We start from the raw sequence: 19,958 nt of genomic DNA, 5'->3' as shown, positions 1-19,958 counted from the left end.
GCTTGCTCCGAATCTGGTGACGGGAGGGGTGAGGGTGCCGACCTCGGTGCTCCTCGCCGTCCTCGCCGCCGCCGGGCTGCTCGCCCTCGCTCCGGCGCTGGTTCGTCGGTACGACGCCGCCGAGCGGCTGGTGGCGGAGCGGGCGCAGTCGACGGCGCGGGTGCTCCAGCGCCGCCGACGCCGTCGCACTGTCCCGGGGCGGCGACCGGTGAACCCCTCCCGCGCCCTGGTGATCACCCTCAGCGAGGACCGCGACTCGGGGGAACTCGCCACTCCGGTCTCCGGCCCGCCCGCCCTGCGCCGCTCGGTCCCGCCCGCGCCGCGCCGGGCAGCTGACGCATCCGGGTCGCCGTCACCAGGTGAGCCGGGCTCGGACTCCTCCCGCGCGTCGGGGGAGCGCCGGTTGCCGCGCCGCTCCGGTCGGCCGAGCCGGCTGCGCGCCGTACCGGCGGGCGGGGCTCGACCCCGCCGCCGCCCCGACCGGCGGCACCACCACACCCCCGCCATCTACCGCCGCCGCCGGGTGCTCGCCGCGCTGGTGCTGCTCAACGCCGTCGAGCTGGTCGGCGTGCTGGTCGTGGGCCCCGGATTCTGGATCAGCTTCGGCGTCACCGCCACCCTGCTGATCGTGTACGTCGTACACCTGCGCGCCCGCGCGTTGGCCGACCGCCGACGACGCCGGGCCCGGGCTCGGGAGGCCGCGTGGCTGGCCGCCCGCCAGGCCGAGGTACGCCGGGAGCAGGCCCGCCGGGCGGCCGCCCGCCGAGAGGCGCAGCGCCGCCTGGCGGCCCAGCGGGAATCCGTCCGGCGTAGCGCGATGGGCCTGGACCGCCCCGCTGACCTGCCGCAAGCCGCCAACGGCGGCTCGGTCTCCTACCGCCGCACCGGCGGCCTACGCGGTCGCCCCTACGAAACCGGCCCCGGCTCCCACACCGCCTGACCCACCCCGCGTCGGGTGGGCGAGGTGCTCGGGCTCCGCGTTGGGTGGGGCGAGGTGCTCAGGCTCCGCGTTCGGTGGGCGAGGCGACAACATCGGGGAAACTGCGCGGATCTTGTGGGGCCGGGTGGCGGGGTGGTTCGCGGCGGGAGCGCTCGACCTGTTAGCCTTGTCGCCGGCCCGCCCGGTGAAAGCCGGGTGGGACCGACGCCGGTTCACCGGCGGAGGGGCTGTGGCGCAGACCGGTAGCGCACCTCGTTCGCATCGAGGGGGTCAGGGGTTCAAATCCCCTCAGCTCCACCAGTAACACCGTTGAGCAGCGGACACGCTGCTAGCAAGATCGCTGGGGTGCAGACCAGCGAGGATTCTCGGACTTTTCGGCTGGTCCGCCGATGTGCAGGTGGCCGATGTCTGTGTCTCTTGCCGAAAGACGGTGGGGGCAAGCCCCACCAACAGTTCCGTCCAGTTTTCTCACCCTGGGCAGCCACCCTTCCGAACTCCTGCTGTCGGTGCCGTGAGTTGCCGGCGGCGTCGCGCCGTCGTAGTGAGTGCGCTTGACGATGTCCACAATCCGACTCGACCAAACCAGGATCGACTCCAAAGTGATCATGACTGCGTCGTATCTTGCAGCTGCGACCAGGCGCCGATTCCGTGATGGTTCGCTCCGATGATCTCGTGGCCGCGTCGAGGGGTTGAGAGTGGTCTTCCGCAAGAAGCACGTGGGGAAGAAGGCGAGGGTTGGTGGGTCGGGCGGAAGTCCAAGCCTTGGTCAAGGTCGCGGAAAACGCCGTGCTCGGGCCAGTGGACATGCGAACAGTGGTCGGTACCGAACGTCGGCTGGCGCAGCACGAGCCCGGAACCGGGATTCTCCGCCCGTGGAAATCAGGCCGGATCCCTGGCAGCGCCTGATCGCCGTCGGGAGCATCCTGTCGGTCTTCGTGGTCGCGGTCGGACTGTATCTCGGTAGTGAGGCGGACCGTGCGCAGCTCGATGTGGCACTCAAGGGGCAGGCCAGCGACAGGTACAACGACGCGGTTCGGCAACTCAACGAACCTGGGCGCGAGAAGCTCCTGCTCCGGGTGGGTGCCATCTATGCGCTTGAGCAGTTGATGCGGAACTCGCCATCCGACCAGCCGGCGACGATCGAGATAATCGCCGGATTCGTCAGGTTGAATTCTCCGCTGCCGGCCGTCCCTGAGCCCGATGCGGCGCCGGCGTCGACCAGTCGAGCTGTGAACCGATCGGACCGCACCTGGTTGCCGATGGACATCCAGGCTGCGTTGACAGTTCTCGCCAGGAGAAACTCCGAAGAGGACGACCGGGCGGTGTTGACGTCGGAAGGGCTGGCAAACAACCAGCGCAGTGGCGACGGATTGGAGCTTCCGGACACCTATCTCCGGGGGGCCCAAGTCGATGGCATCACCCTCGATGGAGCTGACCTGCGGGGTGTGGATCTGCGCGAGGCCCGGATGTCGAGCGCCAGTCTGCGGGGCACGAAGCTGGAGATGGCCGAGCTCGACAACGCCAATCTTTCCCATTCCATTCTCCACGTCGCCGATTTCTCGGGAGCAAGTCTGCGTAACGCTGCTCTGTTCGGAGCATCACTCTGGCAGGCGGATCTTTCGGGTGCCGATCTGCGCGGCGTGACAGACCTTTCATCAAGCCAGCTGCAGTGCGCCGTCACCGATGCTGAAACGAAACTCCCCGCAGGCGTCGAACCGCCGCCCGTTGGCGCATCGCGCCTTGCGGAGTGTTCGACAATCACCTGGAATTAGCCGGATCCGACCCACCGGCCGTGGCGGCGTCGTTGGCCTCCGTTGCCCGCCGGTGCGACAAGGTCTGCGGAATCCAGCGACCCTGCTCAGCCGACGAGGTTGCCCCGCTCCCGTGGGCGGGCCGTGATCCGGGATGCCTGCGCTGGGCGGTGGAGTGTTGCGGCCGGGCGTCCGATAGATGTCGGTCTCTTGACGGGGAGTGAATGTTAACGCTATCAATGAGGTAGCGGGCACGGCGGGCACGGTCGGACGGGGACCGTGCCCGCTCCCGGATGGCCGGCTCGCGGTTGGCGGAAGGGCGAAGGCGATGGCGCGTCGGCAGCTCAGGTGTCGCAGTTGGGTGGCGGCGACCGCCGTCCTGCTGACGACTGCGGCAGGTGTCCTGGTGGGACCGGCCGCCCCAGCGCAGGCCGCCGCCGTCACCTTCACCAACCCGCTGGCCGAGCAGCGCGCTGATCCGCACATCCACCGGCACACCGACGGTTACTACTACTTCACCGCCACGGTGCCCGAGTACGACCGGATCGTGCTGCGCCGCGCCACCACCCTCCAGGGGCTCGCCACCGCACCCGAGCGGGTGATCTGGCGCCGGCACAGCAGCGGCGAGATGGGCGCGCACATCTGGGCTCCGGAGATCCACTTCATCGACGGCCGGTGGTACGTCTACTTCGCCGCCGGCCGCACCGACGACATCTGGGCTATCCGGCCGTACGTGCTGGAGAGCAGCGCCGCCAACCCGCTCGACGGCCCGTGGGTGGAGCGCGGCCAGCTCCAGCCGGCGCGCAGCAGCTTCTCCCTCGACGCGACCACCTTCGTGCACAACGGCCAGCGCTACCTGGCCTGGGCGGAGTACGCCGGCAGCAACTCGAACATCTACCTCGCCCGGGCCGTCAACCCGTGGACGTACGCGGGCACGCCGACCCTCATCGCCACCCCGACGTACGCCTGGGAGACCCGGGGTTACCGGGTGAACGAGGGACCGGCGGTGCTGATCCGCAACGGCCGGGTCTTCCTGACCTACTCGGCGAGCGCGACCGACGCCAGTTACGCCGTCGGCCTGCTCACCGCCGCTGCCGGCAGCGACCTGCTGAACCCGGCGTCGTGGAGCAAGCGCGCCACGCCGGTGCTGGCCAGTGACAGCCGGACGGGTCAGTACGGCCCGGGGCACAACTCGTTCACCGTCGCCGAGGACGGCAGCGACGTGATCGTCTACCACTCCCGCAACTACGAGCGGTACCTCGGCAACGGGTACGACCCGCTGAGCGACCCGAACCGGCGGACCCGGGTCCAGCGGGTCTACTGGAACGCCGACGGTACGCCGAACTTCGGCGTACCGGTGCCGGACGGACTGACGCCGGTCCGGCTGCGCGCCCACGACCTGCCCGACCGCTACCTGCGGCACTGGGAGTTCCGGGTCCGGCTGGAGCCGAACGTGACGAACCTGGCCGACTCGCAGTTCCGGATCGTCGCCGGCCTGTCGAACTCCTCGGCGATCTCGCTGGAGTCGACGAACTACCCCGGCTACTTCCTGCGGCACCGCAACCACCAGGTCTGGGTGGAACGCAACGACGGCTCGAACCTCTTCCGGCAGGACGCCACGTTCACCCGCCGGGCCGGGCTCGCGGACGCGGCGAAGGTGTCGCTGGAGTCGGTGAACTTCCCCGGCCAGTACGTCCGCCACCGCGACGGCCTGCTCTACCTGGAGGCGGTACCGGACGCGGCCGGACGGGCCTCGGCCACCTTCGCCCTGGACTGAGCGACAGCCCGGGGCGGCAGCGGGCCGGATGTCGGGGGGCGTACCTAGACTTCCGCGCCATGGCGACGGTGACCTTTGTGGATGAGAGCACTGCGGGTACGCGGACTCCCGCGTGGGCCTTGCAGATCTTCGAGGAGCGGTTGACGCTCCGCGAGCTGATCCGGCGGCGGATCCACCAGGAGGTGGCCGAGCACAACGCGGCCAGCCCGGAGCCACGTCGGTCGCTGGTGCAGCCCACCTCGACCGAGCGTGCCCTCAACGGTGACCAGGGCGAACGGCCCCGCCGTCGGGTCGACCCGCAGCGGCAGGTAGCCCTCGCCGAGAAGGCGTTCGGCAGTAACGGGTTCGTGGTGCTTGTCGGCGATCGGCAGATCGAGGAGCTGGACGACGAGGTCGATCTGCGCCGCGACACGGAGGTCACCTTCCTCAAGCTCGTCCCGCTGGTCGGTGGCTGATGACCACCACCACCGACACCGTCTGGTACGCGGACCGGGCCCGCGACCTGGTCGCCGCGAAGGACCTGGACAGCCTGGCCGGCCATCTCCACACGCACGCCCGGCTCTGCCGCGACAATCCTGAGGTACGCGCCGCGCTGCGCGCGTTGTCCCGTCCGGACGTGGCGCTGCTCGTGCAGGCGATGGCCGCCCTGGTACGGCAGGACCGGCGCCACACCTGGCCGCCGCGCGACCTGATCGGGCAGTTGGCTCGCCGGCTCCCCACCGATCTGGCGCCGGAGCAGCTTCAGGATCTCGCCGCGTTCGCCGTCGAGGAGCCGTACGCGTTGTCACCTACCGCGCTGGAGACAGTGGCGCGGGGCCTGGCCGCCACCGGCCCGATCTCCGCCGACCTGATGGAGGTGCTCGTCGACAGGTCCGACGAGAGCCAACGGCTGCGGCAGTTCATCGCCGAACTGGCCGGGCCGCGGCTCGACCCGGACGACCCCTGGGCCCAGCAGATCCTGACCGAGCTACCCACCCTGGACCCGGCATGGAAACAGTTGGTAGCCCACGCCAGCACCGCCACCACGCCCCGTCCGACGGCCGGCTGGTCGACCGAGGCGGGCCGGCTGCTCGCCCAGGTCGACCGGAGCGAGGCCGGGCAGCTTTTCGGCAGGTGGCTCACCACCGCGGCCCGCGCCCCGCACCAGCAGCCGAGTCCGATGAACGCCGACCTGCTGCGTGGCCTGCTCTGGTTGGTCGAGCGGACCGGCCCGACGCCGGAGCAGGTGCGCCGCATCGGCGGCCTGGTCGAGGCGATGCTGCGTCGCCTGCCCGGCGTCGGCCCGGCCTGCCCGAAGGTCGCCAACGCCGCGGTCGGGGTGCTCGGGCGACTCGACGGCGAGCCGGCGCTGGCGCAACTGGCCCGGTTGTCGGCCCGCGTCACCTACAAGGGCACCCGCAAGGAGATCGACAAGGCGCTCGACGCTCGCGCCGCCGCCCTCGGCATCAGCCGGGACGAAATCGAGGAGCTGGCCGTTCCGGACTACGGTCTGACCGGGGTGGGTCGGCACGAGGTGTCCCTCGGCGGCTGCCGGGTCGAGCTGTCGCTGGTGTCCACAAGCGTCGCGCTGGCCTGGTTCACGGAGACCGGCCGGCAGGTGAAGAGCCCACCAGCGGCGGTACGTCGGGAGCACGCGGCGGAGCTGGCCGACCTGAAGAGCCTGGCCAAGGAGATCACCGGCATGCTGACCGCCCAGGCGGCCCGGCTGGACCGGCTCTTCCTGGCCCAACGCACCTGGACCTTTGCCGCCTGGCGGCAGCGTTACCTGGATCATCCGGTGGTCGGCGTGCTGGCCCGCCGGCTGCTGTGGCTTGTCGACGGGGTGCCCTGCGGTTGGGCCGACGACGCACTGCGCACCGTCGACGACACCCCCGTGGCCGCTGGCGACGATGCCGAGGTGCGGATCTGGCACCCGATCGGTCGGTCGGTGCCGGAGGTGGTCGGTTGGCGGGAATGGTTGGAGCGGCACCGGATCGTCCAGCCGTTCAAGCAGGCACATCGAGAGGTCTACCTGCTCACGCCGGCTGAGGTGACCACCGGCACGTACTCCAACCGGTTCGCCGGGCACATCCTGCGGCAGCACCAGTTCCACGCCCTGGCCGCGGTCCGGGGCTGGACGGACCGGCTGCGGCTGATGGTCGACGACTCCTATCCGCCGACCTTCTGGGAACTGCCCGGGTGGGGGCTGCGGGCCGAGTACTGGGTGGAAGGGGTCGGCGACGAGTGGGATACCGACACCACCGACAGCGGCTCCTACCTGCGGCTCGTCACCGACCAGGTGCGCTTCTACCCGATTGCCGCCGCGCAGAACTGGTCGCACGCCTCGGGGGGCGGCTACTCGGCATCGTCGTGGTCGGACGCCCGGCCGGGCGACCCGTTGCCGCTCGACCGGATCCCGCCACTGGTGCTCAGCGAGATCATGCGGGACGTCGATCTCTTCGTCGGGGTGGCCAGCGTCGGCAACGACCCGACCTGGTCGGACGGTGGCCCACAGGGCCGGTTCCGGGACTACTGGTCGTCGTACAGCTTCGGGGAGTTGTCCGCGACCGCCGAGACCCGGCGGGAGCTGCTGGTTCGGCTGCTGCCCCGGCTGGCGGTGGGGCGGCGGGCCCACCTCGACGGCCGCTTCCTGGTGGTCGAGGGCGAGCTGCGCACGTACCGGATCCACCTGGGGTCGGGCAACATCCTGATGAGCCAGAACGACGAGTACCTCTGCATCGTGCCGGACCGCAGCACCGGCCGGGTGGGCGAACAGCAGTTCCTGCCGTTCGAGGGAGACGGCATGCTCGCGGTCATCCTCAGCAAGGCGCTGCTGCTGGCGAAGGACGCCGAGATCACCGACGCGTCGATCACCCGCCAGATCAGATCCGGCGGGTAGCTGACGGACGGGATCGCGGCCCTCTGTGGTCTGCCCCGCGATACGGTGATCGGGTGCGAGGCGAGGCGGCCACCGTCGGGCGATGGCTCCGGCTCGTGCTGCTGGCCTGCACCCTGTTCGGGTTGGCCGCGATGCACAGCCTGGGTCATGATCCCGTCCTCGGCATGGCCGGCCACGGCGGCCATGCCGCACCGATCTCCTCAGCTCACCTGGACGGCTGCCACGACGAGCGGTGTGAGGCACCGGCCGCCCAGACCACGGAGGAGCCGGGGCACGGTCACCCCTCGGGCTGGTCGGTCTGTCTGGCCATCGCCGCCGGCCTGGCACTCGCCGCCGTGCTCGCCGCTCATCTCCTCCGGCGTACGCGCAGCGTGCTGCCGCCGGACCGCCGGCTCACCCGGGCCCGGGGCGGCCGTGCCCCGCCAGCGTTTCCCATGTTCGGTCTGACCACGGCGTCGACGTCGGTGCTGCGGATATAGGAGCGACGAGCGGTCACCCGGATGGATGCCCGCGCCGACTCGTCTCTGTCCACCGAATCTGAAGGGCCCTGTCACACCATGAATCGCACCTGTCCACGCCGTTCCGTCTGGGTCGGCGTGAGCCTCACCGTGGCGATCGGTCTCGCCGGCTGCGCCGCCGACAACTCGACAAGCGCCGGCCACAACATGCCGGGCAGCCCGTCGGCCAGCGCGATCAGCGGAGAATCCGCCACCAGCAACGCGGCCGACGTGATGTTCGCGCAGATGATGATCCCGCATCACGAGCAGGCGGTCGAGATGTCCGACCTGGCCGCCACCCGTGCCTCCGACCCGGAGGTGAAGCAGCTCGCCACGCAGATCAAGGACGCCCAGGCGCCGGAGATGGCCCAGATGCGGGGCTGGCTCACGTCGTGGGGCGCTCCGATGCCGATGGCCAGCGGTGGCCGGCACGGCATGCCCGAGATGGACCACGAGATGCCGGGCATGATGTCCGAGGCCGACATGGCCAAGCTCGCGGCTGCCTCCGGCACGGAGTTCGATAGGCAGTTCCTCACCATGATGATCGCGCATCACGAGGGGGCCATCACGATGGCCGAGGAGGAAGCCGCCCAGGGCGTCAACCCGGACGCCACAGCTCTGGCACAGCGGATCGTCACCACGCAGCAGGCCGAGATCGACACCATGAGGAAGGTTCTCGCCCGGCTGTGACGCCGTCCGGTGCCCGGGCGGTCCGCCGCCCGGGCACCACCGCGCACAAGCACTCGCTGCCGGCGATGGCTCGACGTCAGGACCGTCGGCAGGTCGGGCGGGCACCTCGACATGACCTGCCGGTGGGGCTCACCTGGTGGAGGGGGCGAATCCGACAACGTCCGCGACCGCGGCGGTACGGACGAGGTCCGCCTCGACCGCGAAGCGACCGGTGATCAGTGCGGGCGGGTGCTCGACCGGCGCGTCGGTGACCCGGGCAGATGAGATCCGGGCGATGAATGTCCCGGTGTCGGGGTCGAGGTGCACGAGCGCGTCGTGGAAGTCGAGCCAGCTGCCGACGACCGGATGCCACACCTTGTAGACGGTCTCCTTGGCACTGAAGATCACTGCCGGCCAGTGGACGCCGGGCGGCAGTCGCTCGACCTGCTCGTCCTCCTCGGGCAGGCAGATCAGTCGGCGTACCCCCGCACTGAGTTCGCGGTGCTGCTCGGCATCCATGCCGACCGCCCGGATCTCGTCGCTGCGGGCGACGGCGGCGGCGCAGTAGCCGCGGGTGTGGGTGATGGTGCCGACCGTGCCCGTCGGCCAGACCGGTGAGCGGTCGGCGGCGGCCGGTATGGCGACCGGTGGTAGGCCGAGCGCCGCCATGGCGCGTCGGGCGCACACCCGGCCGGCGGTGAAGTCGCGGCGGCGACTGTCCACCGCGCGATCACCGAGACAGGCCACCTCGGCTGCGTGCAACCGCCCGGACCAGTCGTCCGGACCCGCCACGGCCACCGCGACGGCGGGTGGTAGCAGGTCACGCATCTGCGGCTCCGGGATGGTGCTTTCGGCCAATGGTGCTGGTACGAGTGGCCGGGGACGATGGGTGCTCTCGGTTGACGCAATGCCTACGGCGGGTCGCGGCGGCCATGGTTGGCCAACGTACCGCAACGTTGTAACGCCTCAGTGTTCCCGAACGCTGTAGGTGCGCACGGGCATGTTCGACCCGGCGGTGGGCGGGCACGCCCGCTGCCCCCGGTGGAGGCGGAAGGGAGCGCGATGACGGGTGTTACGGATCGCTCGGGAGTCACGGTGGCGGAGGCGGGCGGAATCACGCCTCCCGGACGGGCGAGCGAGCACGCTCCGGTGACCCCCGAATGGACGTGTGGCACCTGTGGCGCCGAGTGGCCGTGCGAGCCCAAACGGAAGCGGTTGCTCACCGAGTACGGCGTGGATCGGGCGATGCTCAGTGTCTACCTGGGCGCCTGTCTCGCCGCCGCCGCGGAGGATCTGCACGTCGCCGGGTCGACGTCGTTGCAGGACCGGTTCTTCGGCTGGTTGCCACCCCGCCCCAAACGGCAGTGAGTCCCCGCCCGGACGCCATCCAGGCTGGCCGACGATTCGATGCGCGGCGATGTAACAGGCTACTGAGTGGCTGGACGAAACGGTTCAGCCCCGCGTCGGGCGGTCACTCCTGGGCGGCGCAGAGTCCGCGAGGAGTCACGCAGCGACAACGACAGCCCTGACTTCTTGTCGCATTCAGCATTCGTCGGAAATCTGACCCGTGCCGCCCCGTTGTGCCCCCGGTCGCGGGTGGTTAAGCTGCTGGTGCGCGCCCCAATCGCCCGCTTCCCCCGTGGCAGGCGATCGGGGCGCGTCCTATTTCCCGACGAAGGGCCCGTACGCCGAGGCGTACGGGCCCTTCGTGGTGTTCAGATCCAGCGCCCGCCGAGCCACATCCGGGCAGACCAGTCCTCGTACGGCAGCACCGTGCCCACGAAGATCGGATAGAAGTACGCGAAACAGAGGACGACGAGCGCCACGTACGCCCCGGCGACCACCCCGCCGACCAGCCGGCGGTCCCGGCTCGCCTCTTCGTCGTCGGCACCGGTCACGGGTCGGGTACCGCTCGGCCCCGCCGGCGAGGCGATGGCCCCCAGCACGTAGACCACGGCGAGCACCAGGAACGGCAGCGCGGGCGCGGCGTAGAAGGCGAACATCGTCCGGCCGTCGAGAGCGAACCAGAACCAGGGCAGCAGGCCGGCCGCCACGGCGAGCAGGATCGTTCCGGCCCGCCAGTCCCGCCGGGCCAGGCCGAGCCAGACCAGTGCCACAAGCGCGGGTAGGAACGACCACCACAGCAGCGGGGTGCCCAGCAGCAGGACCTCCTCGGCGCAGCTCGCCGCACCGCAGGGGCCCTCGCCGGTCCAGTGGAACGCCACCGGCCGGCCCAGCAGCAGCCACTGCCACGGCCACGACTGGTACTTGTGCGGATCGTCGAGCTGGCTGTGGAAGCCGAGCGCGGCCTGGTGGTACTGCACCAGATTCCACAGCGGGCCGACGATGGGCGTGTCGCTGAGCCCGGCGTCCGGGTACCGCTCGGCCAGCCGGTAGTAGCCCTCCTGGCCGAACAGCCAACCGGACCAGGTCGCGACGTAGGTGACAGCCATCAGCAGGCCGGCGAGCACCATCCAGGGCACGCCGTCGAGCAGGGTGTCCCGCCACGGCCGGCGTACCCCGGCCGACCGCCGGGCGCCGACGTCCCACAGGAACATCAACAGCGCGAAGACGGGTACGAAGAACAGCGCGCTCCACTTCACCGCGAAGGCGCAGCCGAGCAGCACCCCGGTCGCCAGCCGCCACCAGGGCCAGTTCCGCCAGCCGCCGGGCGGCCGGCCGGCCCGCCCCCGGGCGGTCGGATCCAACCCGGCCTCCAGGGCCCGGGCCCACCGGCGGCGGGTCGCGTCCCGGTCCAGTACCAGCGCGCCGAAGGCGGCCAGGATGAAGAAGAGCAGGAAGATGTCGAGCAGCGCGGTGCGGGAGAGCACCAGGTGGAAACCGTCGACCGCGAGCAGCAGGCCGGCGGCGCAGCCGAGCACCGTGGAGCGGAACATCCGGCGGCCGATCCGGACCAGCAGCAGCACCGACAGGGTGCCCACCAGCGCCGCCGAGAAGCGCCAGCCGAACTCCGGCGCGGTGGTGAACAGGTGGCCGGGGACCGAGATGCCGTGCTCGGCGTCGCTGTAGCCGAAGGCCCACTCGCCTAAGCCGATCAACCACTTGCCCAGCGGCGGGTGGACCACGTACGACACGACGTCGTTCGTGTAGTTCCACTCCACGCCCTTGTCGACAAGCCCCCAGGCGTCCCGGGCGTAGTAGACCTCGTCGAAGATCTTGCCCGGCGGGTGGCTGAGATTCGCGAACCGGAGAACCGCCGCGATGACCACCACCACCGCCGTGGCCAACCACGAACGGTCGTCCAGCCCGGCCTCGACCGTGGCCAACCGGCGGCGGATCGTCGCCGGTACCCCACCCGCCACCGGATCGGTGGCGGTGGTGGTGGTCGCTGCCGGCTCCGAGGGCCGGTCGGGGCTCGCGCTCTGTGCTGTCGACGCACTCGTCACCCGGCGATCGTAGGCTGCGGAAGGGGTCGGTGGTGTCGGTCGTCCCCATATCCGGTACGCCCGTCGATGAAAGAGAGCGCTGCTGTGGGTGGAATGTCCGAAACGGGCCGGCTGATTCTGCTCGGCGCGCCGCTCGGCAACTCCGCCGACGCCTCCACCCGACTGCGGGAGGTGCTCGCCGCCGCCGACGTGGTCGCCGCCGAGGACACCCGCCGGCTGCACCGGCTCGCCCGCGATCTCGACGTGACCATCCCCGGCCGGATCGTCTCGTACTTCGAGGGCAACGAGGAGCGGCGTACCCCGGAACTTGTCGAGGTGCTCACCGAGGGATATGTGGTCGCGCTGGTCACCGACGGCGGCATGCCGAGCGTCTCCGACCCCGGCTACCGGTTGGTCCGGGCCGCCCTGGACGCCGGGGTGCCGATCACCGCCGCCCCGGGTCCGAGCGCCGTCACCACCGCCCTCGCCCTGTCCGGGCTGCCCAGCGACAGGTTCTGCTTCGAGGGCTTCCTGCCCCGTGCCCCCGGCGCCCGGCGGGCCCGGCTGCGGGCACTCGCCGCCGAGGAACGGACGCTTGTCCTCTTCGAAGCGCCGCACCGGATCGCCGCCGCGCTCACCGATCTGGCCGACGCGTTCGGCGTCGACCGGCCCGCGGCCCTCTGCCGCGAACTGACCAAGACGTACGAGGAGGTGCTGCGTCGCCCGCTCGGTGAGTTGGCCCGGTGGGCTGCCGACGGCGATCCGCGCGGCGAGATCACCCTCGTGGTGGCCGGTGCTCCCGCCACCCCCGCGGTCCGTCCCGACGACGACGTGCTGCGCGCGGCGGTGGCCGAGCGGGAGGCGGCCGGCCGGAGCCGCCGGGATGCGATCACCGACGTCGCGACCGCGCACGGGTTGCGCCGCCGCGACGTCTACGCCCTCGTGCACCAGTGAGTCCTGGTGCTACCAGGCGGCGATCAGGAAGCCGAGTGCGGTCAGCAGCGGCCCGGCCAACGACGCGGTGATCGCCAACCGTCGTTCGGTCGGGTCGGGTAGCCGGGCCGCACCGGTCCAGCGGGCGATGCCCACCGCACAGCCCACCACCCCGAGCATCCCGAGCAGCCAGCGTAGGTGGGCGCCTACCCCGCCGTCGGCGTACGCGACGTGACCGTCCGGGCCGGTCACCCGGGCGGGCAGCGCCGAACCGGGCACCGCCCGGTCGCGGGGCACCCCGCTGACCCGTACGCCGTGGGTCCGGAACTCCTCGTCCGTCGCGGTGAAGATGCCCCGGCACCGCTGGGTCAGACCGTCGCCGGTGCACCTGGTGACAAGTGCCGTGCCCGAGGTGGCATGCCCGACGGCGAGCCAGAGCGGGCCGGCGCTGACCCAGGCGAAGAAGGCCGCCGCGAGGCTCAACCCGATCAGCGCGGCCAGCCCCGCCAGCGGATCCGGCGGATGGTTGCTCCGTTCCCGGTGCCGGCGCACCGGCCGCAACCGCCGCCACCACTGACTGCCGTCGCCGGGCGACTCCTGCCGCACCGGTGTGCCGTCCCAGTGGACCTCCTCGATCGGTGCCCAGAAGGTCTCCTCGTCCGGCGTACCGTCGTCACGCGATCGGTGCCGGCGGCCCCGACGCCCGGCCGGCCGGACCGGGACCCGGCGCGGCAGCATGTCCACCGGAGCGCCGGTGGTCGGCTCCACCTCGACACCGTGCCGCAACTCGACGGTGGCGGGATCCGGTCCGGCGACGCCGGCCTCCCCCTCGGGTGCCGCCGAGGACACCGCGCGGGGCTGGGGCGCGACCACCTGGGTACGCGACGGCCCGGCGGACTCCGGCCCGGCGTCGGGGAGAGGGCCGTCGGAGTGGTCTCGGGCGGCTCGGCTGCCAGTCACACGTCCCATTGGACACCGGCGAAGGTGGCTGATCCGGCAGCTCAGGCAGCGTGTCGGCGACAAATCGGACGACTTGCCGGAGCCGGTCGGATCAGCACGCCGGGCGGGGAGCCCTATTGGTTCGCGGCCACCGCGCGGGGGTCACTAGGCTTTCTGTCCATGAGTCACGTTCTCGCGGCAGTGGCCTGGCCGTACGCCAACGGCCCGCGCCACATCGGCCACGTCTCCGGTTTCGGCGTTCCCTCCGACGTGTTCGCCAGGTACATGCGGATGGCCGGTCACGACGTGCTCATGGTGTCCGGCACCGACGAGCACGGCACGCCGATCCAGGTGCAGGCCGACGCCGAGGGGCTGAAGCCGCGCGAACTGGCCGACCGGTACAACCGGGTGATCGTCGAGGATCTGCACGGCCTCGGCCTCTCCTACGACCTGTTCACCCGCACCACCACCGGCAACCACTACGCGGTGGTGCAGGAGCTGTTCGAGGGGATGTACCGCAACGGCTACATCGTGCCGAAGACCACGATGGGGGCGATCTCGCCGTCCACCGGCCGCACCCTGCCCGACAGGTACATCGAGGGCACCTGTCCGATCTGCGGCTACGACAGCGCCCGGGGCGACCAGTGCGACAACTGCGGCAACCAGCTCGACCCGATCGACCTGATCAACCCGCGGTCGAAGATCAACGGGGAGGCGCCGGAGTTCGTCGAGACCGAGCACTTCTTCCTCGACCTGCCCGCCCTGGCCGACGTCCTGCGGCAGTGGCTGGACACCCGGGAGGGCTGGCGGCCGAACGTGCTGCGCTTCTCGAAGAACCTGCTGGACGACCTGCACCCCCGGGCCATCACCCGCGACCTGGAGTGGGGCGTACCGATCCCGCTCGACGGCTGGCGCGAGCGCACCGACAAACGGATCTACGTGTGGTTCGACGCCGTCATCGGCTACCTGTCCGCCTCCATCGAGTGGGCCCGCCGCACCGGCGACCCGGAAGCCTGGCGGAAGTGGTGGTCCACCGATGGCGAGGGGAAGGACTCGCAGGCCTACTACTTCATGGGCAAGGACAACATCGTCTTCCACTCGGTGATCTGGCCCGCGTTGCTCGCCGGCTACTCGGGTGAGGGTGATCGCGGCGGTGAGTCGGGTCGGCTCGGCCGGCTCAACCTGCCCACCGAGGTGGTTTCCAGCGAGTTCCTGACCATGGAGGGACGCAAGTTCTCGTCCTCCCGCCGGGTGGTCATCTACGTCCGCGACTTCCTCCAGCGCTACGACGCCGACGCGTTGCGCTACTTCATCGCGGTGGCCGGGCCGGAGAACAACGACACCGACTTCACCTGGGCCGAGTTCCTGCGCCGCAACAACGACGAACTGGTCGCCGGCTGGGGCAACCTGGTCAACCGGTCCGTATCGATGGCGGCGAAGAACTTCGGCGAGATCCCGCCGATCGACCCGGCCGGGCTGACCGAGGCCGACGAGGCGCTGCTGGCCGTGGCGCGCGCCGGCTTCGCGACGGTGGGTGACCTGATCGCCCGGCACCGGCAGAAGCAGGCCATCGGTGAGGCGATGAAGGTGGTCGCCGAAGCCAACAAGTACCTCTCCGAGCAGGCGCCGTGGAAGCTCAAGGACGCCGCGGACAAGCCCCGGATGGGCACCATCCTGCACGTCGCCCTCCAGGTGGTGAGCGACGCCAACACGCTGCTCACCCCGTTCCTGCCGCACTCCGCGCAGAAGATCCACGAGCTGCTCGGCGGCACCGGGGTGCACGCCCCGATGCCGGTCATCGAGGAGGTCGCCGACCTCGACGTCGGGCCCGCGTACCCGGTGCTGACCGGGGACTACACCCAGGGCGCGCGGTGGGAGTCCGTACCGCTCGTGGTGGGCCGGCCGCTCGCGGCGCCCAAGCCGGTCTTCCGCAAGCTCGATCCCTCGATCGTGGACGAGGAGCTGGCCCGGCTCGAAAGCTGACCGCGCAGTGATGGGCGCGTCCCGTACCGGGTCGCGCCCATCATGTCGTCCGCGTGGCCCGGCGCGGTGCGGTCCGCGCCGGACGGCGGCCCGGACCGGATCAGGCGCGGGCCATGGCCGGCGAGCCGATGAACTCCATGATCGCCTGGTTCACCTCGGTGGCGTTGGTCCACGGGGTGCCGTGCGGCGCGCCCTTGAGGGTGACCAACCGGCTGTCGGCGAGCATCGGCTGCAACCGCTGGCCGGTCTTCGGGTACGGCAGCACGTTGTCCTTGTCGCCCTGCACGATCAGCACCGGCACGTCGATCCGGGACACGTCGGCCCGGAAGTCGGTGCCCCACGCGTCCACGCTGTCGTGCGTGGCCTTGGCGGAGGCCATCGCCCCGATGTTCCAGTGCGCTCGGTACGCCTCCTCGCTGACCAGCTTGCCCTTGTTCTCGTCGTAGTTGAAGAAGGTGTTGCAGAACTGCGTGAGGTAGGCGAACCGGTCCTGCGTGATCGCCTGCTTGAACCCCTCGAAGATGCTCGCCTCGACACCCTCGGGGTTGTCCGGGGCCTGCCGCAGGTACGGCGCCAGCGGTGCCAGCAGCACCGCCCGGTCCACCCGATCCGAACCGTACGCGCCCAGATAGCGGGTCACCTCGCCGGTACCCATCGAGTGGCCGACCAGGATCGTGTTGCGCAGATCCAGCTCGGTCATCAGCACGTCGAGATCGGCGGCGAAGGTGTCGTAGTCGTACCCGAACGCCGGCTGTGCCGAGTTGCCGTAGCCGCGGCGGTCGTACGTGATCACCCGGTATCCGGCGTCGAGCAGCGGTCCGGAGACCTTCTCCCAGGTCGCCCCGTTGAAGGGGAACCCGTGGATGAGCACGATCGGCTGACCCGACCCATGGTCCTCGTAGTACAGGTCGATGGGCGCGGAGTTCTCCGTGCCGACGGTGATGAAGGGCATCTCGTCCTCCTGTTCAGGTGGGAAGTCGAGCCTTCCCCGGCGGGCATCCGATATTCCTCCGCCACCCGACCCGAAGGACCAGCTCAGAGGAGGTACGGATGATCCACCACCTGATCGTCGGTGACCTCACCGCCCGGGGCCCATGTCTCGTAGACACCCCGTTCGTGACACTGTGCTCCGGTGGCGGCGACCGCGTCCGGATCCGGTCGTCGCAGCCGTAACCGCAGCCAGCCCGACTCCTCGCGCAGCACCAGACACGGCACCCCCCGCCAGGCGGCCAGGCGCAGTCGTCGGCTCGCCCCGTCGACCGGGTACCGGGCGGCCCGGGTCAGCGCCAGCACCCGGAAGCCGCCGGGCAGGTCGGCGACCGCCTCGTACTCGCCGCCCGCGTACGTACCCACCAGTCGGGTCGAGCGCGGCGCCTCCCCGGTCGGCACATACTCCTGGTCCGGCGACAGACCCGGCACCGCGGCGAGCAGGTGTCGCCACTGTGGCCCGACCATCCGTAGCCAGCCCCGCTGCTCCGCCTGGTAGGCGTAGAGCACCACCTCCACACCCTCCGCCGGGTAGGCCAGCAGGGTGGCGTTCGCCGGCATCGGCAGGTCGGCGAAGTCCCGGGTGACGAACTCCGGAATCAGGTGATGGCTGCTCGGCGTGAAACCGGTACCGAGCACCGCCGGACCCAACCGGTCCCGCGCCCCCAGGGCCGCCAGGCCGCGGTACGCGGCACCCGCCGGCACGTCGTAGTCACCCTGGTCGGCGGCGCGCCACCGCAGCGCGTACGTCACGTCCGCGCCGTCGCGGCCGTCCCCGCCGTCGGTACGCAGCACACTCGTCGTCGTCGGGGTACGCAGGTGCGCCACGTCGTGTTCCCGGTAGCAGAACCCGTGCGGCAACCAGCCCCGGACGTAGCCGGCGAGCTGCCGGGCGGAGAGGATCTTCATCATCCGGGTACCCCGCCGGACACCGGCCGAGGCGCGTACCGCAGTGATCAGCGGATCGTCGGCGGCGGCCGGCTGCTGGGCGAGCCGGTGCACCTCCGACCAGCCCCGCTCCCGGTGCAGCGGCACCAGCAGCGGCGTCTCCGGCTCCTCGGCCTGCTCAGTCGCCCCGTGCACCGCGGTGATCTCGGTGACGTGCACGAACCGTCGCCAGGGCAGCGCCGAGTTCGGTCGGGGCGCCCACTCGAAACCTGTCGCCTCGTCGGCGCTGAACAACTCGTACGCCGCGCCCCGTGCGATCTCCTCCGCCGGATAAACCGCACCGCCGAACGCCACCCGCAGACCGGTCCGCTCCGGCACCGTACCGCCGGCCCGGGAAAGCTCGCTTCGCGCGTCCACTCCGCGACGGTAGGGGTGCGGGGCGTAGCCGAGGTGAACTCCGGGTGGCGTGCGGATGGACTCGGTCGGTGTGTGATGCTGTCGACGAGATGAGCGAGCCGACCGAGTCCCGTAGCCAGCGCGCCGCCCGCCGTGCCGGAGAGTTCCCACCCGCACCCGAGCCGTTGCCCCTACCGGTCCTGGACAGCCACACCCACCTCGACATCACCGTCAGCGAGGCCGGGGTGCCCGGGGGCGGCGACGCCGCCGACCCGGTTGCCGCGGCCATCGATGTCGCCGCCGCCGTGGGGGTCGACCGGCTGGTGCAGGTCGGGGTGGACGTCGCCTCCTCCCGCTGGGGTGTCGAGGCGGCGGACAGCTACCCGGCGGTGGTGGCCACCGTCGCGCTGCACCCCAACGAGGCCCCCCGGTTGGCCGACCTCGACGGTGCCCTGCGCGAGATCGAGGCCCTGGCGGGTCAGGACCGGGTGCGCGGTGTCGGCGAGACCGGAATGGACCGCTACCGCACCGGTGACGAGGGCCGCGCCGCGCAGGAGGAGAGCTTCCGCGCGCACATCGCCATCGCCAAACGGTACGGCCGCACGCTTGTGATCCACGACCGGGACGCGCACGCCGACGTGCTGCGCATCCTCGACGACGAGGGCGCACCGGACACGGTGGTGATGCACTGCTTCTCCGGCGACGCCGAGTTCGCCGCCGAATGCGTCCGCCGGGGCTACCTGCTCAGCTTCGCCGGCACCGTCACCTTCGCCAGTGCCGGGGCGTTGCGCGAGGCCGCCGCGCTGACCCCGCTCGACCAGATCCTGGTGGAGACCGACGCGCCCTACCTCACTCCCGTGCCGCACCGGGGCCGGCCCAACGCCTCGTACCTGATCCCATTGACCGTCCGGGCGCTGGCCGCCACCACCGGCACCGACCTCGACGCACTCTGCGCCGCCATCTCGGCCACCGGTGAACGGGCCTTCGGTCCCTGGCACCCGGCTGGCGTCCCAGGCTGACCCGTACGCTGTCGGGTTATGGCCGCAGACCTGCTCGGCCCGGCGGAGATCCGGGACCTCGCCGCCCGGCTCGGCGTCGCGCCCACCAAGAAGCTCGGCCAGAACTTCGTGCACGACCCCAACACGGTGCGCCGGATCGTCGCCACCGCCGGACTCACCGCCGACGACGTGGCGCTGGAGGTCGGCCCCGGGTTGGGCTCGCTCACCCTCGCCCTGCTGCCCGCCGCCGCCCACGTGCACGCCGTCGAGATCGACGCCACGCTTGCCGGCGCGCTCGCCGACACCGCCGCCCGGCACGCCGGCCCGGCCGCCGACCGGCTCAGCGTGCACCACGCGGACGCCCTGCGGATCACCGCCGCCGACCTGCCCGACCCGGCGCCCACCGCGCTGGTGGCCAACCTGCCCTACAACGTCGCCGTGCCCGTGGTGCTGCACCTGCTCGCCGAGCTGCCCAGCCTCCGGCACGGGCTGGTGATGGTGCAGAAGGAGGTAGCCGACCGGCTCGTCGCCGGTCCCGGCTCCAAGGTGTACGGCATACCGTCGGTCAAGCTCGCCTGGTACGCGTACGCCCGCGCCGCCGGGAAGGTGCCGCCGAACGTGTTCTGGCCGGTGCCCAACGTCGACTCCGGCCTGGTCGCGTTCACCCGCCGCGAGCCACCCCGCGCCGACGTGCCCCGGGCGCAGGTCTTCTCGGTGGTGGACGCCGCCTTCGCGCAGCGGCGCAAGACGTTGCGGGCCGCGCTGGCCGGCTGGGCCGGCGGCGCCGACCGGGCCGCCGCCGCACTCACCGCCGCCGGTGTCGACCCCGGTGCACGCGGCGAGTCACTCACCGTCGAGCAGTTCGCCGCCGTCGCCGCGTCGGCCCCGAGCCGTACGCCGGCAGCCCAGTAGGCTGAGCCCGTGCCCGCCGAGGAG

The 19,958-nt window shown here is 71.3% G+C and carries 17 protein-coding genes and 1 tRNA gene; 13 read left to right on the top strand and 5 right to left on the bottom strand.

Translation table 11 applies throughout. The features are described from left to right. Positions 1-34 precede the first annotated feature (34 nt). The 8 genes from CLT74_RS18495 to CLT74_RS18460 all read left to right on the top strand — a co-directional run bounded on the left by CLT74_RS18495 (position 35) and on the right by CLT74_RS18460 (position 8,533). Positions 35-940, top strand: a complete 906-nt coding sequence (locus CLT74_RS18495; RefSeq protein ID WP_099847648.1) for a hypothetical protein — start codon at positions 35-37, stop codon at positions 938-940. A 223-nt stretch (positions 941-1,163) separates the two neighbouring features. Then, positions 1,164-1,240, top strand: a tRNA-Ala gene (locus CLT74_RS18490). A 572-nt stretch (positions 1,241-1,812) separates the two neighbouring features. After that, on the top strand, positions 1,813-2,712 hold the full coding sequence (locus CLT74_RS18485) for a pentapeptide repeat-containing protein (RefSeq protein WP_099847647.1): 900 nt from the start codon (positions 1,813-1,815) through the stop codon (positions 2,710-2,712). A 340-nt stretch (positions 2,713-3,052) separates the two neighbouring features. Then, positions 3,053-4,468, top strand: a complete 1,416-nt coding sequence (locus CLT74_RS18480; protein WP_486582403.1) for a family 43 glycosylhydrolase — start codon at positions 3,053-3,055, stop codon at positions 4,466-4,468. A 59-nt stretch (positions 4,469-4,527) separates the two neighbouring features. Next, the gene (locus CLT74_RS18475) at positions 4,528-4,923 is read left to right on the top strand and encodes a hypothetical protein (RefSeq protein ID WP_486582402.1); all 396 of its coding nucleotides are present in this window, start codon (positions 4,528-4,530) and stop codon (positions 4,921-4,923) included. After that, positions 4,923-7,346 (top strand): DUF4132 domain-containing protein, encoded by a 2,424-nt coding sequence (locus CLT74_RS18470; RefSeq protein WP_099847646.1) that lies wholly within the window; start codon positions 4,923-4,925, stop codon positions 7,344-7,346. Before CLT74_RS18475 ends, CLT74_RS18470 begins: the two co-directional genes overlap by 1 nt. Before the next feature lie 53 nt (positions 7,347-7,399). Then, entirely contained in the window at positions 7,400-7,825 is a 426-nt protein-coding gene (locus CLT74_RS18465) for a DUF6153 family protein (RefSeq protein ID WP_099847645.1), read from the top strand. A 117-nt stretch (positions 7,826-7,942) separates the two neighbouring features. Further along, positions 7,943-8,533, top strand: a complete 591-nt coding sequence (locus CLT74_RS18460; protein ID WP_486582401.1) for a DUF305 domain-containing protein — start codon at positions 7,943-7,945, stop codon at positions 8,531-8,533. 129 nt (positions 8,534-8,662) lie between these two features. On the opposite strand, the gene CLT74_RS18455 is transcribed toward CLT74_RS18460, so the two are convergent. Beyond that, on the bottom strand, positions 8,663-9,340 hold the full coding sequence (locus CLT74_RS18455) for a 4'-phosphopantetheinyl transferase superfamily protein (protein WP_099852331.1): 678 nt from the start codon (positions 9,338-9,340) through the stop codon (positions 8,663-8,665). Between the two features lie 267 nt (positions 9,341-9,607). On the opposite strand from CLT74_RS18455, the gene CLT74_RS18450 reads away from it, so the two are divergent. Then, positions 9,608-9,880, top strand: coding sequence for a hypothetical protein (locus CLT74_RS18450; RefSeq protein ID WP_199172214.1), 273 nt, complete (start codon positions 9,608-9,610; stop codon positions 9,878-9,880). Between the two features lie 347 nt (positions 9,881-10,227). On the opposite strand, the gene CLT74_RS18445 is transcribed toward CLT74_RS18450, so the two are convergent. Next, positions 10,228-11,919 carry a phospholipid carrier-dependent glycosyltransferase gene (locus CLT74_RS18445; protein WP_099847643.1) on the bottom strand — a complete coding sequence of 564 codons (1,692 nt, stop codon included), beginning with the start codon at positions 11,917-11,919 and terminating at the stop codon, positions 10,228-10,230. Positions 11,920-11,985: 66 nt separating this feature from the next. On the opposite strand from CLT74_RS18445, the gene rsmI reads away from it, so the two are divergent. Beyond that, complete coding sequence (gene rsmI, locus CLT74_RS18440) at positions 11,986-12,852, top strand: 16S rRNA (cytidine(1402)-2'-O)-methyltransferase (protein WP_486582400.1); 867 nt, start codon at positions 11,986-11,988, stop codon at positions 12,850-12,852. A gap of 9 nt (positions 12,853-12,861) precedes the next feature. Here the strand turns inward: rsmI and CLT74_RS18435 are convergent, their stop codons facing one another. Then, positions 12,862-13,800 carry a hypothetical protein gene (locus CLT74_RS18435; RefSeq protein WP_199172213.1) on the bottom strand — a complete coding sequence of 313 codons (939 nt, stop codon included), beginning with the start codon at positions 13,798-13,800 and terminating at the stop codon, positions 12,862-12,864. A 150-nt stretch (positions 13,801-13,950) separates the two neighbouring features. Between CLT74_RS18435 and metG the strand changes: the two genes are divergently transcribed. Further along, a complete protein-coding gene (gene metG / locus CLT74_RS18430) occupies positions 13,951-15,753 on the top strand; it encodes a methionine--tRNA ligase (protein WP_099847641.1) in 1,803 nt (600 codons plus the stop codon). Positions 15,754-15,853: 100 nt separating this feature from the next. Here metG and CLT74_RS18425 read toward each other — a convergent pair whose 3' ends face one another. Together CLT74_RS18425 and CLT74_RS18420 are read right to left on the bottom strand one after the other, a co-directional pair. After that, entirely contained in the window at positions 15,854-16,705 is an 852-nt protein-coding gene (locus CLT74_RS18425) for an alpha/beta fold hydrolase (RefSeq protein WP_099847640.1), read from the bottom strand. Positions 16,706-16,788: 83 nt separating this feature from the next. Then, on the bottom strand, positions 16,789-18,045 hold the full coding sequence (locus tag CLT74_RS18420) for a hypothetical protein (protein WP_099847639.1): 1,257 nt from the start codon (positions 18,043-18,045) through the stop codon (positions 16,789-16,791). Positions 18,046-18,134: 89 nt separating this feature from the next. On the opposite strand from CLT74_RS18420, the gene CLT74_RS18415 reads away from it, so the two are divergent. Both CLT74_RS18415 and rsmA read left to right on the top strand, forming a co-directional pair. Beyond that, on the top strand, positions 18,135-19,043 hold the full coding sequence (locus CLT74_RS18415; protein WP_099847638.1) for a TatD family hydrolase: 909 nt from the start codon (positions 18,135-18,137) through the stop codon (positions 19,041-19,043). Between the two features lie 18 nt (positions 19,044-19,061). After that, complete coding sequence (rsmA, locus tag CLT74_RS18410) at positions 19,062-19,934, top strand: 16S rRNA (adenine(1518)-N(6)/adenine(1519)-N(6))-dimethyltransferase RsmA (RefSeq protein ID WP_099847637.1); 873 nt, start codon at positions 19,062-19,064, stop codon at positions 19,932-19,934. Positions 19,935-19,958 lie beyond the last annotated feature (24 nt).

Source organism: Verrucosispora sp. CNZ293 (assembly GCF_002754655.1).
The sequence above is the reverse complement of the archived record's forward strand: the minus strand, read 5'-3'. Positions and strand labels throughout refer to the sequence as shown.

Excerpts from the sequence above, each read along its gene's own strand:
- CLT74_RS18475 (WP_486582402.1), top strand. The coding sequence starts at position 4,528 with ATGGCGACGGTGACCTTTGTGGATGAGAGCACTGCGGGTACGCGGACT.
- CLT74_RS18470 (WP_099847646.1), top strand. The coding sequence starts at position 4,923 with ATGACCACCACCACCGACACCGTCTGGTACGCGGACCGGGCCCGCGAC.
- CLT74_RS18455 (WP_099852331.1), bottom strand. The coding sequence starts at position 9,340 with ATGCGTGACCTGCTACCACCCGCCGTCGCGGTGGCCGTGGCGGGTCCG.
- rsmI (WP_486582400.1), top strand. The coding sequence starts at position 11,986 with ATGAAAGAGAGCGCTGCTGTGGGTGGAATGTCCGAAACGGGCCGGCTG.
- CLT74_RS18435 (WP_199172213.1), bottom strand. The coding sequence starts at position 13,800 with ATGGGACGTGTGACTGGCAGCCGAGCCGCCCGAGACCACTCCGACGGC.
- metG (WP_099847641.1), top strand. The coding sequence starts at position 13,951 with ATGAGTCACGTTCTCGCGGCAGTGGCCTGGCCGTACGCCAACGGCCCG.
- CLT74_RS18425 (WP_099847640.1), bottom strand. The coding sequence starts at position 16,705 with ATGCCCTTCATCACCGTCGGCACGGAGAACTCCGCGCCCATCGACCTG.
- CLT74_RS18415 (WP_099847638.1), top strand. The coding sequence starts at position 18,135 with ATGAGCGAGCCGACCGAGTCCCGTAGCCAGCGCGCCGCCCGCCGTGCC.
- rsmA (WP_099847637.1), top strand. The coding sequence starts at position 19,062 with ATGGCCGCAGACCTGCTCGGCCCGGCGGAGATCCGGGACCTCGCCGCC.